The following is a 13898-nucleotide window of genomic DNA, read 5'->3' on the forward strand; positions in this document are numbered from 1 at the left end:
CACTATATTTAGCCACAAAAACACCCCCTGAAATTAGATTTTTTACTCTAACTTCAGGGGGTCGGTACCTAATTAATTACAACTAATTAGCATTCGTTTTTTATCATTTCTTCATTCTTTTGTCTCAGGCTCAGCCTACCCGTGAGTAGTGAGTAATGCTTGTAAACACAAGAGTTTCTCTACAAGCTAAGGAGCTGTCCCAAACGAACAGCTCCTTAGCTACATCTGGAATACACCCGCGCTCCTCGTGGAAAAATCCGTCTGTACAAATACGTACAGAAACACCGAATTCACGCTATTACACTTCCCACAGCATTCACTTGTATTCCAATTTTTTATTTGAATAATCCTATCCTTATTATAAATTAGCTTAAGAAAATAAAATACAGAATAAAAATAATAAATAGGAAGTACATAACTGGATGTATTTCTTTGGCACGCCCTTTAAGAAGCATCGTAATCGGATAGAAAATAAAGCCAATAGCAATACCAGTTGCGATACTATACGTTAGCGGCATTGCAATCACAATGAGGAATGCCGGTACTGCAATTTCAAATTGATCCCATTCAATATCCTTTAGCGCAGAAGACATGAGCACACCAACGATGATTAATGCTGGTGCTGTAACCTCTGATGTAACGACACTTAGTAAAGGCGAAAAAAACAATGCCAATAGGAAAAATAATGCCGTCACAACAGCTGTGAAACCAGAGCGACCCCCAGCTCCTACTCCTGCTGTTGACTCAACATAAGATGTAGTCGTTGAAGTACCAACTGTGGCTCCTACAACCGTCGCTGCTGAATCTGCAAATAACGCCTTACCAGCACGTGGCAATTTATTATCCTTCATTAATCCAGCTTGATTTGCTACAGCAACTAAAGTTCCAGCAGTATCAAAAAAGTCAACAAATAGAAACGTTAAAATCACAACTAGCATCTGTAGTGTAAAAATATCCCCGAAATGTGCAAAGGCTTGACCAAACGTTGGTGCAAGGCTTGGCACATGACCAACGATACCATCAAGTCCCGTCGGCGATGCAATCAGTCCAACAACCATCCCAGCAACAGCTGTAATAATCATTCCATAGAAGATCCCACCTCTTATACCAATAGCCATTAGGATTACAGATACGACAATCCCAAATACAGCAAGTAAGACGGTTGGAGAAGTTAAATCACCTAATGCTAGTAAGGTTGCCTCATTACCAACTATAATACCTGAGTTTTGAAAACCGATAAAAGCAATGAAAAAACCTATACCAGCTCCAACAGCTAATTTTAAGTTCGCCGGGATGGCATTAATAATTTTTTCGCGGAGTCCTGTTAACGTAAGTACAATAAAAATAAGTCCAGATGCCAGCACTCCCGCAAGTGCAGTTTCCCATGGAACCCCATAACCAAGAACAACTGTATACGCAAAAAATGCATTTAAGCCCATTCCAGGCGCTAATGCTATTGGATATTTAGCTATAATTCCCATAAACAACGACCCTACTGCCGCTGCAATTGCAGTAGCAGCAAACACCGCATCCTGATCCATACGTGTTACGCCATCAGGTAATTCTTCAATCCCAACAAGAGCTAACGTAGAGGGATTTACAAAGAGGATATATGCCATGGCCAAGAAAGTCGTTAATCCTGCCATAAATTCTGTACGATAATTCGTACGTAACTCCTCAAAACGAAAAAACTTCTTCACAATTCTTCCCCCTTCATATACTGACACATTATTCGGGGGAGACCACTCCTGCAATCACCATACACGTTTCATGAAAAGGTGACAATAAAAGAGCGCTCTATCGTCATATGACCAAATGAGCGCTCTTTTACTATGCAAAATGAGATGAATGTTTTTCGTAAAATAACAAAAATAATCATAGAATAAGTTCTTCATTCATAAACATTTTGCGTAGTCAGACCATTTACGGCGGTCTGGTAGAAACTCTGGGCCATATCCCCGAAATTATACGCATTTATCATTAAAACCTAGGATAATCATACGATCAATTTCAATAAATGTCAACAAAATGCGAACGTTAATAAATTCCAGACATCTTTCGTTCGATTATTCAAATTCAAGCATGCAGATGATGTTAAAACACTATCATGTCAATTTTCTCATCTACTATTACTATTAGATTGATAGAACTTATTTTTTATTGCTTGGTTACCATTAAATAAGATCGATTTAATATATCTTCTGCATGCTTCACCCGCTCTGCTGTCGGTGGTTCGACACCTTCAAGCGGATAAGCAAGACCAAGGTTTTCCCATTTGTATACACCTAACTTATGGTAAGGCAATACTTCAATTTTTTCCACATTATTTAAAGTGGCAATAAAATCAGACAACCGCTGCAAATATTCATCATTATCACTACCACCAGGTACCAAAACATGACGAATCCAGACAGGAATATTCTTTTGATCTAAATATCTGGCCATATCAATAATGTGTTCATTTGACATGCCAGTCAATTCTTTATGCTCGACTGGATCAATATGCTTTAAATCTAATAAAATTAAGTCTGTTACCTCTAATAATTTATCTAAAGTCTCTATAAAGCGTGGAGAGCGACTAAAGCAGCCAGCGGAACTATCAATAGTAGTGTGTATTCCTAGCTTTTTTAGCTCCGTAAATAATTCAACTAAAAAGTCAGCTTGAATTAACGGCTCTCCACCACTTACAGTTACTCCGCCATTAGTAGCTTGGAAGAATGGGAGATAATCTTTAATGTCTTTTACTAATTCTTCTACTGACATTTCTTTTCCATCTCCCATTTTCCACGTGTCAGGGTTATGACAAAATTTACAACGTAATAAGCACCCTTGTGTAAATATTACATATCGTAGACCAGGTCCATCAACGGTACCACACGTTTCTATTGAATGAATTCGTCCGTTCATCTTACTCGCCCTCCTTGCTAGATTTTAAAGGGGCTGGGACAAAAAGTTCGCATGAAGGGGGGAACGAACAATTAGAAATGATGCTCGATGCAACGACACTGCTCCAGAAATATACGCCACTTTCCGTGGGCGGCAAATCACACGGAGTGGTTCACCAAACGGAGATGTCTACGTATATTCTGGATGATCGTCTTTTAAGGAACCATTTCAGCTATGTCCCAACCTCTTTACCACAGCCCCATCATCCATAATCCTACAATAATGGAAGCCTCACTTTATTTTACATACTTTCATGGAACGTACGATGAATTACATCCATTTGTTGTTCTCTTGTTAATTTAATGAAGTTAACTGCGTATCCAGATACACGGATAGTTAACTGTGGATATTCTTCTGGATGTTCCATTGCAGCCAGTAATGTTTCTCGATCAAACACGTTAACATTTAAGTGGTGACCATGCTTTACAGCATAACCATCTAACATACCAACTAAGTTTGCTTTTCTAGTTTCTTCATCTTTACCTAATGCTTTTGGCACGATCGAGAATGTATTAGAAATTCCATCCATGGAATATTCATATGGCATTTTAGCGACTGAGCTTAAAGAAGCGAGAGACCCGTTTTTATCGCGACCGTGAAGTGGGTTAGCACCTGGCGCAAATGGTTCACCTGCTTTACGTCCATCTGGTGTATTTCCAGTTTTCTTACCATATACAACATTAGAAGTAATCGTAAGAATAGACTGCGTATGAACAGAATTTCGGTAGGTGTGATGTTTTTTGATTTTGTTCATAAATGTTTTCACTACATCTACCGCAATTTCGTCTACGCGATCATCATTGTTACCATATTTAGGGAAGTCTCCTTCGATTTCGTAATCAACGACAATACCATCTTGATCGCGAATCGCTCTCACTTGTGCATATTTAATCGCACTTAATGAATCAGCAACAACTGAAAGTCCGGCAATACCACATGCCATCGTACGTAATACCTCGCGATCATGTAGTGCCATCTCAATTCGTTCATAGCTATATCTATCGTGCATATAGTGAATGATATTTAACGCATTTACATATAGCCCTGATAACCAATCTAAGATGGTATCATATTTTTCTCTTACTTCCTCATAGTCAAGATAATCTGAAGTGATTGGTGCATAGTTTGGAGCTACTTGTATTTTTAATTTTTCATCCACTCCGCCGTTAATGGCATAAAGCAGTGCTTTTGCAAGATTTGCACGTGCACCAAAAAACTGCATTTGCTTACCGATACGCATAGCAGATACACAGCATGCTATACCATAATCATCACCATAATGTTCGCGCATTAAATCATCATTTTCATACTGAATGGAACTAGTCTTGATAGACATATTAGCACAGTATTTTTTGTAGTTATCAGGTAATTTAGTAGACCATAGTACAGTTAAATTTGGTTCTGGTGCTGGTCCTAAATTATCTAATGTGTGTAAGAATCGATAAGAGTTCTTTGTAACTAGCGGGCGCCCGTCTTCCGCGATACCTGCTAATGACTCTGTGACCCAAGTTGGATCTCCACTGAACAGTTCATTATATTCAGGTGTTCTAGCAAATTTCACCAGGCGTAGCTTCATAACAAAATGATCTACCAATTCTTGAGCTTCTTCTTCTGTTATAACACCATTTTTAATATCTCTCTCTATATAAATATCTAAGAATGTAGATACACGACCAAGACTCATAGCAGCACCATTCTGTTCTTTAATAGCTGCAAGATAACCAAAATATAACCATTGGAAAGCTTCTTGTGCAGTTATTGCCGGTTTTGCAATATCAAAACCGTATGCTTTACCAAGTTGTTTTAATTCCTGTAAGGCGCGAATTTGCTCTGAAGTTTCTTCACGATCACGGATAACATCATCTGTCATGGTTCCATTACCAATTAAATCAAGTTCTTTTTTCTTCTCCGCAATTAAGTGATCCACACCATATAATGCAACACGACGATAGTCACCAATGATACGTCCACGTCCATATGCATCAGGCAAACCAGTTACAATTCCAGCTTTTCTTGCTGTTCTAATTTCTGGTGTATATGCATCGAATACACCTTGATTATGCGTTTTCCGGTAATCGGTAAATGTTTTTACTACTTCATCATCAATTTTATATCCATACGATTCTGCAGCAGCTACTGCCATACGAATACCACCAAAGGGTTGTAAAGAACGTTTGAAGGGTTCATCTGTTTGGACACCAACTATTTTTTCTTGGTCTCTGTCCAGATACCCTGCGCCATGTGAAATAATGGTAGATACGATCTTCGTATCTAAATCATATACTCCCCCGTTTTCGCGTTCTTTTTTGGTTAATTCCATTACTTTGTCCCATAATGCTTTTGTAGCATCAGTAGGAGCTGCTAAAAATGCTTCATTTCCTTCATACAACGTAAAATTCTTCAAAATAAAATCTCTGACATCAATTTCCTTTTGCCATCTACCTTCACGGAAGCCATCCCAAGGAACTCTTTGTGTAACTTCTTCTGCTACTTTCATTTCCTATACCTCCTCATTGATTCTATTTGTGAAATATTTCACAAATATATCTTAATTTAATTTTATACCTTTTCGTACATAAAAAAAAGTGAAAAACATCACATTTTCGGCCTGTTATAATCAAAGTTCTAAAAATGTTCAAATTCTAGCATAAGCAAATATGCCAATAAAATACATGATAAGTACACCTATAAAATATTGATATAGTAATGATTCAATCTAATTACAAAAGGATTTATATTAATGTGTAGCTGGACTGAAATACACTGTTTAAATATTTCTCACTTTAAAACTAATACAGATAGAGTTAAACTTCCATCCGGTTTTTACTTAAATATATACGTACAAAGGCTTCATTCGCCACGTCCTGTGGCAACGCCTTTGTGACCTACTTCCGTGTAGGCCCGAATCAATCGGACATTTACTGACAGCTGGACCCACTACTTATCCATACTTGGATTCTCCTCATTGCTTGAGGTGGGGGCTTACTGCCAGTTACATGCGGGATCAATATAACTGATTCTTTTACTGGAAAGCGATTAAAGATGTCACATAATCATGTTTGTATTCCTCTTCCAAAAAGAATCCTTCTGTCTATATGTGATTTTTTCACATTTTTATCACAAATCCGTTATTTTGTAATCCTAAATAGATGTTATGATGAAATCAGAAAATGCGAAGGGGGGATAAAATATGATTCTAAACGAGTGGAAAGAGTTTAGCACAGACGCTGAATCTTACACACAAGAACGCTTTGAACAACAAGTCGGTGATGCATTTGAAGCTATGTGTTTTGAAGAAAATCAAGACACACCAAATTATATTTGGACGAAGCATTATGTTGTGGTAATCAAGCCAAACACGCGTATTTTTAAAGATATTTCTTTTGTCAAAGTACCCCGTAATCCGTCAGTAATGCATTAATTTTTTTTGAGATAACATGCTCAATATTTCACATATAAAATTAGGAGGTATTCTAATGGTTACAACATTAGAAGAAAAACAAGCAACAACTGTTACAGAGAGCATTGACAAATTAGTAGAAAATGCACAAGAAGCACTAACAGAAATGAAAAATCTAGATCAAAAACGAATTGATAACATCGTTAAGGAAATGGCACTTGCAGGATTAGACCAACATATGCAACTTGCGAAATTAGCCGTTGAAGAAACTGGACGTGGTATATATGAAGATAAAATCATTAAAAATATTTTCGCAACCGAATATGTGTATCATAATATAAAATATGATAAAACAGTTGGTGTAATTAGAGAGAACGAACATGAAGGTATAGTAGAAATCGCTGAACCAATTGGTGTTATTGCTGGGATAACACCAGTAACTAACCCAACTTCAACAACATTATTTAAATCCATTATTTCTATTAAAACAGGAAATCCTATTATTTTTGCTTTCCACCCATCTGCACAAAAATGCAGCTCCACTGCAGCTAAGGTTGTGTATGATGCAGCAGTAATAGCTGGTGCACCAAAAAATTGTATTCAATGGGTTGAAAATCCATCTATTGAGGGGACTCAAACATTAATGAAGCATGATGGTATAGCAACTATTTTGGCAACAGGTGGGCCTGGAATGGTTAAATCAGCATACAGCTCTGGTAAACCTGCTTTAGGTGTAGGTCCTGGTAACGTTCCTTGCTATATCGAAAAGTCAGTTAACGTTAAACGTGCTGTAAATGATGTTATTCTTTCCAAAACATTTGACAATGGTATGATTTGTGCATCAGAACAAGCAATTATTGTTGATAAAGAAATCTACAATCAAGTAAAACAAGAAATGATTGATAACAAGGTTTACTTTTTAAGCCCTACCGAAAAAGCAAAAGTAGAAAAACTTGTTATTAACGACACATGCACCGTTAACCCTTCCATTGTTGGTATGGAGCCTGTAAAAATTGCTGAAATGGCAGGCGTTAAAGTACCTGAAGATACAAAAATTCTTGTAGCTGAATTAACAGGTGTTGGACCGGACCATCCACTTTCTCATGAAAAATTAAGTCCAGTGCTCGCAGCTTATAAAGTAAACAATAACGAAGAAGGATTTAAACGTGCAGAAGAAATGCTTGAATTTGGTGGTTTAGGACACTCTGCAGTTATTCATTCTGAAAATAAAGAAACCATAGATGCGTTTGGGAGAAGAATGAAAGCAGGACGTATTATTGTCAATGCTCCTTCTTCTCAAGGGGCAATTGGTGACATCTACAATGCTTATTTGCCATCTTTAACACTTGGATGTGGTTCTTATGGCGGAAACTCTGTATCTACAAACGTAGGGGCAACGCATTTAATTAACATAAAAAAAATGGCGAGAAGGAATGTTAATATGCAATGGTTCAAAATTCCACCAAAAGTTTATTTTGAAAAGAATGCAGTACAGTATTTAGCAAAAATGCCTGGGATCTCTAAAGCATTTATCGTAACAGATCCCATGATGGTTAAATTAGGATATGTTGATAAAGTCCTATATCACTTACGTAAACGTTCAGATTATGTACACTGCGAAATTTTCTCTGATGTAGAACCAGATCCATCAAAAGACACGGTTATACGTGGTGCTACTGCAATGGATAACTTCCAACCAGATGTAATTATTGCGCTTGGTGGTGGATCAGCAATGGATGCGGCCAAAGGAATGTGGTTATTCCATGAATATCCAGAAACAGACTTTAATGGTTTAAAACAAAAGTTCTTAGATATCCGTAAACGTGCATACAAATATCCAGAACTAGGTCAACGTGCACAATTTGTTGCAATTCCTACCACTTCTGGTACTGGATCTGAAGTCACCTCTTTCTCTGTTATTACAGATAAAGAAAACAATGTAAAATATCCGTTAGCAGATTATGAATTAACACCAGACGTAGCCATTGTTGATCCACAATTTGTGATGACTGTTCCTAAAACAGTAACAGCTGACACTGGGATGGACGTTTTAACACACGCGATCGAAGCTTACGTTTCTAATATGGCAAATGACTACACAGATGGGCTCGCAATTAAAGCCATTCAGCTTGTCTTTGATTATTTACCACAAGCTTATCGAGATGGTAACAATGCATTAGCAAGAGAAAAAGTGCACAACGCTTCTACCATTGCTGGAATGGCATTTGCAAATGCATTCTTAGGTATTAACCATAGTCTTGCACACAAACTAGGGGCAGAATTCCATATTGCGCATGGTCGTGCCAATGCGATACTTTTGCCGCATGTTATTCGCTATAATGCGAAAAAACCAACGAAGTTTGTGTCATTTCCTAAATACGAATACTTTATTGCTGACAAACGTTATGCCGAAATTGCTAAAATATTAGGATTGCCTGCAAGCACAACAGAAGAAGGCGTTGAAAGCCTAGTTCAAGCTATTTATAAATTGGCAAAAGAATTGGACATTCCAATGAGTATCGCAGAAAATGGCGTAGATAAAAATGCTTTCGAAGCAAAAGTAAACTATCTTGCAGACCGTGCTTTCGAAGATCAATGTACAATAACTAACCCTAAATTGCCACTTGTTAAGGAGTTAACTGAAGTATATCGCAATGCGTATAAAGGGTAGTTTCTCCTAAAATATAGAGTGAAACTTCAATCAGTGGGGGTTTTGTTTTCCCCACTGATTGTTAGTACCACAAGGGTATGACCCAAGGCCCTTAAACCAATCAGACATTTAACTAGAGAATACGCATTCAGCTAATTATTCGATTATGAAAACCAATAGTATTTAACAAGCTTGATTAACAATATGGTCCTCATAACACAAAGAGCACTATTCTCACTTCAAGAATTACGCTCTTTTATTTGAATACGTGTTTAATTTTTAGGCATCGTAAATGTCACTGAGATACCATTACTTTCTTCTAGTTTCCTAACTATTTGATCAAGAACTTCTACAGCTCTTTCGTTTGATTCATATTTCCCCAAAACTTTACTCCATTCATCCAAACTCGCACTGCCAATGATCCCTTCTATCTTTTTTCCATTGACAGTAACTTCTTTTACATTCATCAAGCTTTGTTTATTTTGTGTAATTATCCATAACATAAAATCAATCCTTGCTATTTATATTTTTGCATGCATCATACAATACGTATTAACTTGGATCCATGTTTCATGTTTCGATAAAATAACCAAAAAAGGAACAAAAGCGTAAGCGCTCATTAGAAACGTAGTGACTAGGGCGAGTCAACGGAAATAAAGGAATCTCGGTAGCTTGCGAGCCGATGATGACTTAGGTTAGGGCGATTCGCTGGAGCTGAACGCGGCTCAACACGCCCATATTTATCTACACGGGCAAATTTTATAATTTCCAAGACTATAAAAAAACGCCTTCCGTGTTCTGAAAAGCGCCCGATCGCTGCATAGTGGTACTAAAAAAACAGCATTTCTTCTATTCTTTATTATGTAATTCCTTGTAATAACCACGTAGAACTGTAGTAAGGCCAATTCCAAAAAGGATACCACCTATTACTAAAAACTTATTTGTATTTGCTTTTACTTGAAAATTATATATAGAGGAGTCAGCATAATCAGACTTTACCAGCCAACCATCCCCGAAAGCCATTCCCATACTATTACTAAAAAAAATTAATAATAACCCAATAATCCCTAAAAATGAACCTAAAAAGATAAACTTCTTTAACCTATTATTTTTCATATTACCACCTCATTGATACTACTTATTAAGTGTTATGGGCAGTTTAAATAATACAGACACAATTCTGTTTGCACCAGTACGTATTTGCTAAAAGCCAAGCTACTATTCTAGTTTTTATCTTTATGCCATTGATATGATTTTTTTGACCATTCCCAAAAGTTATAAAATAAAAATACTAAAATGGAAAGGCCAATATTATCTATCCAATTAATATAATTATTAAAGAAGAATTGCTTTAATGTTATAGTAACAAACAAAAGTATTGGAAATCCAATGTTGTATTTAAACATACTTCCCTCCTATCACGAACATTATTTCCTAATTATTCCTTATTCTTCTAATACACTCTATTATAAATGTATTCTTTCATATTTAGCAATATCAATAAAACGAAGGCTTGTATCTCCTAATCCGTGGTTGGGGTGGAATGTCCCATATACTTCGAAAAATCAAAACGAAAATTTGAACTAAATCGTTAATGAAATAGGAAACATGTAAATGCCTCATTCTTCGTTTGAATACAATACACATTCGTATTTAAAAAATGATAGCTGAAATAGTTTTGAACTCTTTTTTCCCTAGCACTTCCCCATTTACAGTTGCCTTTTCCTAGTTGAATGATTACCTTTACCAAGTCAACCAGTCTATTTATTATTTGATGAAAAGTTTCAGGACCGTCTTCCAGTTCGAGTCTATGAGAGATCAACGGTTTTACATTTAGTTGACCTGTACTCATATAGTGTAAGGCTGCATTCCATTCTTTTCCTGGAAAAGGCGCTTATAGAGCATTCCATGATCCAAGAACGCGCAATTCATTGCGTACCATTTTATGGAAATGATATCGTAGCTAGTTGCTTGAACGTTGCTCCGATTCTTCTTATTTTTAATCAGAAAGTATGCTGCTCTCCAAATTACAACTGATGTCCCATTAACCGTTTGGTTGCAAAAAGCTCTCCATGTCTGACTTACTTGCTGTTGGATGTAAAGTATAATTTATAATCTATGATTTTCGTTAACTCTTGTCTTTTCATCTCTAATCTCCCCTCCTAAAGCTAATCTTGTACTAGCTTTAGGAATACTTTAAGGATTAAGTATTGACAAATTTGTAAGTTTGATTTACATTTTATACATCAAAAAAAATTGATTTATAAGCGAGGTGAAAAATATGGAACGAATTAAAAATGTAAAAGAATTAAGCAATGATGAAGCTCTCGACTTTTATGAGAATATGTTTAACGCCTTAGCTGATCGAATAAGACTTAAGATTTTAAACGAAATTAATAAAAGTCCTCATAAAAACTTATGTGTTTGTGATTTAGAAGAAAAATTAGATTTAAAACAATCTAAACTTTCTTATCACCTAAAAAAATTAGTAAATGCCAATATACTGATTTCAGAAAAGCATGGAACATGGAATTATTATAGAATTAATGAAGAACAAATACAGCTTGTTTTAACCGAAGATACTTGTTGTAAGATCTTTTAACAAGTGTCTTACTTATCTACTCAATAAATCAAATTTTATTGATTTATTAATCAAAATTATTTGATTTATAAAAGTGAGGAGTTATACGAATGTCAGATACAATTTTAGAGTTTATCCAAACATTTTTCATGCTATTCTTTGAATTGCTTGCGTTGTTTATAGCTGTCAGTTTTATTGTTAGTTTAATCCAACAAGTAGTATCAGAAGAAAAAATAAAAAGATTATTAAATCGTCCAAACAATGCCGTTAATTATGTGTTAGGAACATTCTTTGGTGCAATAACACCATTTTGTTCATGTTCAACGATACCTATTTTGGCAGGATTATTAAATGCAAGCGTTCCATTTGGGCCTGCTATGAGTTTCCTTATCGCGTCCCCTTTAATGAATCCAGTAGTTGTATTTATGTTATGGGCTCTTATAGGATGGCAAATCACAATTGTGTATATTGTTGTTCTAAGTATTTTTAGCATATTAACTGGATTTATATTTTCAAAATTACATTTATTAGATTCATATAAAGGAGTAACAGTAAAAGGTGATGGGTTCTTTAGTAATAAACAAGGATCTAGAATAAAGCAAGCATTAAATGACGCATGGGCATTTCTTTACCCAATGCTTCCTTATCTATTCATTGGTGTTTTCATAGGTGCCTTTATTTATGGGTTCATACCAACTGAGTTCATTACGAAGTATGCAAGTGGTGACGGCATTTTCTCTGTTTTCATCGCCTCGCTTATTGGCATACCAATGTATATCAGACCAGAAACGATGTTACCTATAGCAGAAGCTCTTGTTTCAAAAGGAATGTCAATGGGTACAGTTATTGCTTTAGTTATTGGAGGAGCAGGGGCTAGCATCCCAGAAGTTGCCTTATTATCTAAGTTATTTAAAAAGAAACTCTTAGTTGCATTTATAGCAGCTATTTTAATTGTAGCTATGGCAACTGGTCTCATCGTAAATCTAATTTTTTAAAGGAGAGGTGATCAGTATATGAGTATGGAATTTTCAGTTATAAAGCGCTATGGTAATGCTGCTATTAATCATGAACAAAATCTTTGCTGTCCTGTAGAATACGATACGAAGTACCTCAAGATTATACCAGAGGAAATTATAGAAAAAGATTATGGTTGTGGAGATCCTTTAGGGAAAATTAAAGAAGGAGACACCGTTTTAGATTTAGGTAGTGGAGGTGGAAAAGTTCCTTATATCGTATCTCAAATTGTTGGGAAAACTGGAAAAGTCATTGGTGTAGATATGAATGATGATATGCTTTCCCTTGCTAAAAAATATCAACGGGAAATAATTGATACTCTAGGTTATGACAATGTCATTTTTCATAAAGGGAAGATTCAAAACTTGAAATTAGACTTAAATAAGGTAGATGAGTATATAAAAGAAAATCCAGTAGCTAGTCTAACTGATTTTAATTCAATTAACGATTACATCTTTCATTTAGAAGAAAGCTTTCCAATGATTAAAGATAATAGCATAGATGTTGTTATTTCCAATTGTGTGTTAAACCTTGTTTCAACTAAAGAAAAAGAGCAATTATTTAATGAAATATATAGAGTTTTAAAGAAAGGTGGCAAAGCTGTCATATCGGATATTGTTTCAAATACGGAAGTTCCACAGGAATTGAGAGAGGATGAAAATCTATGGAGTGCTTGCTATTCGGGAGCAATGGAAGAAAAGAAATTTATAACTGCATTCGAAAATGCAGGGTTTTATGGTATTACCATTGATAAACGCATGGAAACATGGACAACAATTAAAGACATAGATTTTAGAAGCATGACAGTTACAGCATACAAAGGAAAAGACGGAGCTTGTCTTGATAAGGGGCAATCTGTCATTTATAAAGGGCCATTTAAACATATCGAAGATGACGATGATCACATTTATCAAAGAGGTGAAAGAACTTATGTATGTGAAAAAACTTTTAATATATTGAAAAAGGAACCATACTCACAACTTTTTGATTTTATAGATGGAGATAAACACCACATCAGCAATGATGATGAATGTTGTGCATCCACTTGTAATTGTTAATCTCTTTAGAAGGAGGTGATAAGATTGGAAAAAAGCAGCTTTAAAAAAGCAATCTCTAAATTAAAGCCGAAACAACAAGAATGTTGCTCTGTGCAAATTGAAGACAGTAAAGAAAACGAGCATGAATCAGAAGCTAAAAAAGAGAAAAATAATAATAATTGTTGCTAATTAGTAATTCAAGGGGCTGGGACATAACTAGCCCTTATGAAGTTAAAAAAGATTCCAGTTATCAAAAAATGATAGCTGGAA

12 protein-coding genes and 1 riboswitch are annotated in these 13898 nt (G+C 35.6%); of the genes, 6 read left to right on the plus strand and 6 right to left on the minus strand.

Annotated elements, in window-relative coordinates:
• Positions 1-365: 365 nt before the first annotated feature.
• The 3 genes from ABDZ84_RS08470 to pflB all read right to left on the minus strand — a co-directional run bounded on the left by ABDZ84_RS08470 (position 366) and on the right by pflB (position 5443).
• Positions 366-1700 (minus strand): NCS2 family permease, encoded by a 1335-nt coding sequence (locus tag ABDZ84_RS08470; protein ID WP_343781075.1) that lies wholly within the window; start codon positions 1698-1700, stop codon positions 366-368.
• A gap of 191 nt (positions 1701-1891) precedes the next feature.
• Positions 1892-1992, minus strand: a riboswitch (purine riboswitch).
• Positions 1993-2157: 165 nt separating this feature from the next.
• A complete protein-coding gene (gene pflA, locus ABDZ84_RS08475; RefSeq protein WP_121604618.1) occupies positions 2158-2907 on the minus strand; it encodes a pyruvate formate-lyase-activating protein in 750 nt (249 codons plus the stop codon).
• Positions 2908-3187: 280 nt separating this feature from the next.
• Positions 3188-5443 carry a formate C-acetyltransferase gene (gene pflB, locus ABDZ84_RS08480; protein WP_121604617.1) on the minus strand — a complete coding sequence of 752 codons (2256 nt, stop codon included), beginning with the start codon at positions 5441-5443 and terminating at the stop codon, positions 3188-3190.
• Positions 5444-6136: 693 nt separating this feature from the next.
• Between pflB and ABDZ84_RS08485 the strand changes: the two genes are divergently transcribed.
• Both ABDZ84_RS08485 and adhE read left to right on the plus strand, forming a co-directional pair.
• Positions 6137-6367 (plus strand): hypothetical protein, encoded by a 231-nt coding sequence (locus ABDZ84_RS08485; protein ID WP_121604616.1) that lies wholly within the window; start codon positions 6137-6139, stop codon positions 6365-6367.
• Positions 6368-6422: 55 nt separating this feature from the next.
• Positions 6423-9017 carry a bifunctional acetaldehyde-CoA/alcohol dehydrogenase gene (gene adhE, locus ABDZ84_RS08490; protein ID WP_343781076.1) on the plus strand — a complete coding sequence of 865 codons (2595 nt, stop codon included), beginning with the start codon at positions 6423-6425 and terminating at the stop codon, positions 9015-9017.
• A 251-nt stretch (positions 9018-9268) separates the two neighbouring features.
• Here adhE and ABDZ84_RS08495 read toward each other — a convergent pair whose 3' ends face one another.
• From ABDZ84_RS08495 to ABDZ84_RS08505, 3 genes are all read right to left on the minus strand, one after another.
• Entirely contained in the window at positions 9269-9499 is a 231-nt protein-coding gene (locus ABDZ84_RS08495; protein WP_026682866.1) for a hypothetical protein, read from the minus strand.
• 346 nt (positions 9500-9845) lie between these two features.
• Positions 9846-10112 carry a hypothetical protein gene (locus ABDZ84_RS08500; RefSeq protein ID WP_051388454.1) on the minus strand — a complete coding sequence of 89 codons (267 nt, stop codon included), beginning with the start codon at positions 10110-10112 and terminating at the stop codon, positions 9846-9848.
• 107 nt (positions 10113-10219) lie between these two features.
• Positions 10220-10402, minus strand: coding sequence for a hypothetical protein (locus tag ABDZ84_RS08505; RefSeq protein WP_026682868.1), 183 nt, complete (start codon positions 10400-10402; stop codon positions 10220-10222).
• A gap of 875 nt (positions 10403-11277) precedes the next feature.
• Here ABDZ84_RS08505 and ABDZ84_RS08515 point away from each other — a divergent pair.
• The 4 genes from ABDZ84_RS08515 to ABDZ84_RS08530 all read left to right on the plus strand — a co-directional run bounded on the left by ABDZ84_RS08515 (position 11278) and on the right by ABDZ84_RS08530 (position 13817).
• Positions 11278-11598 carry an ArsR/SmtB family transcription factor gene (locus ABDZ84_RS08515; RefSeq protein WP_026679872.1) on the plus strand — a complete coding sequence of 107 codons (321 nt, stop codon included), beginning with the start codon at positions 11278-11280 and terminating at the stop codon, positions 11596-11598.
• An 89-nt stretch (positions 11599-11687) separates the two neighbouring features.
• Complete coding sequence (locus ABDZ84_RS08520; protein ID WP_026679871.1) at positions 11688-12572, plus strand: permease; 885 nt, start codon at positions 11688-11690, stop codon at positions 12570-12572.
• A gap of 18 nt (positions 12573-12590) precedes the next feature.
• Positions 12591-13649 carry a methyltransferase domain-containing protein gene (locus ABDZ84_RS08525; protein WP_026679870.1) on the plus strand — a complete coding sequence of 353 codons (1059 nt, stop codon included), beginning with the start codon at positions 12591-12593 and terminating at the stop codon, positions 13647-13649.
• 24 nt (positions 13650-13673) lie between these two features.
• On the plus strand, positions 13674-13817 hold the full coding sequence (locus ABDZ84_RS08530; RefSeq protein ID WP_162986365.1) for a hypothetical protein: 144 nt from the start codon (positions 13674-13676) through the stop codon (positions 13815-13817).
• Positions 13818-13898: the final 81 nt, after the last annotated feature.

The sequence above is a fragment of the Virgibacillus salarius genome (genome assembly GCF_039521925.1).
In the GTDB taxonomy this organism is placed as follows: domain Bacteria; phylum Bacillota; class Bacilli; order Bacillales; family Amphibacillaceae; genus Virgibacillus; species Virgibacillus salarius.

Bases quoted from the DNA above. Each gene is read 5' to 3' on its own strand.
- pflA (WP_121604618.1), bottom strand. From the start codon at position 2,907: ATGAACGGACGAATTCATTCAATAGAAACGTGTGGTACCGTTGATGGA.
- pflB (WP_121604617.1), bottom strand. From the start codon at position 5,443: ATGAAAGTAGCAGAAGAAGTTACACAAAGAGTTCCTTGGGATGGCTTC.
- ABDZ84_RS08485 (WP_121604616.1), top strand. From the start codon at position 6,137: ATGATTCTAAACGAGTGGAAAGAGTTTAGCACAGACGCTGAATCTTAC.
- adhE (WP_343781076.1), top strand. From the start codon at position 6,423: ATGGTTACAACATTAGAAGAAAAACAAGCAACAACTGTTACAGAGAGC.
- ABDZ84_RS08495 (WP_026682866.1), bottom strand. From the start codon at position 9,499: ATGTTATGGATAATTACACAAAATAAACAAAGCTTGATGAATGTAAAA.
- ABDZ84_RS08500 (WP_051388454.1), bottom strand. From the start codon at position 10,112: ATGAAAAATAATAGGTTAAAGAAGTTTATCTTTTTAGGTTCATTTTTA.
- ABDZ84_RS08505 (WP_026682868.1), bottom strand. From the start codon at position 10,402: ATGTTTAAATACAACATTGGATTTCCAATACTTTTGTTTGTTACTATA.
- ABDZ84_RS08515 (WP_026679872.1), top strand. From the start codon at position 11,278: ATGGAACGAATTAAAAATGTAAAAGAATTAAGCAATGATGAAGCTCTC.
- ABDZ84_RS08520 (WP_026679871.1), top strand. From the start codon at position 11,688: ATGTCAGATACAATTTTAGAGTTTATCCAAACATTTTTCATGCTATTC.
- ABDZ84_RS08525 (WP_026679870.1), top strand. From the start codon at position 12,591: ATGAGTATGGAATTTTCAGTTATAAAGCGCTATGGTAATGCTGCTATT.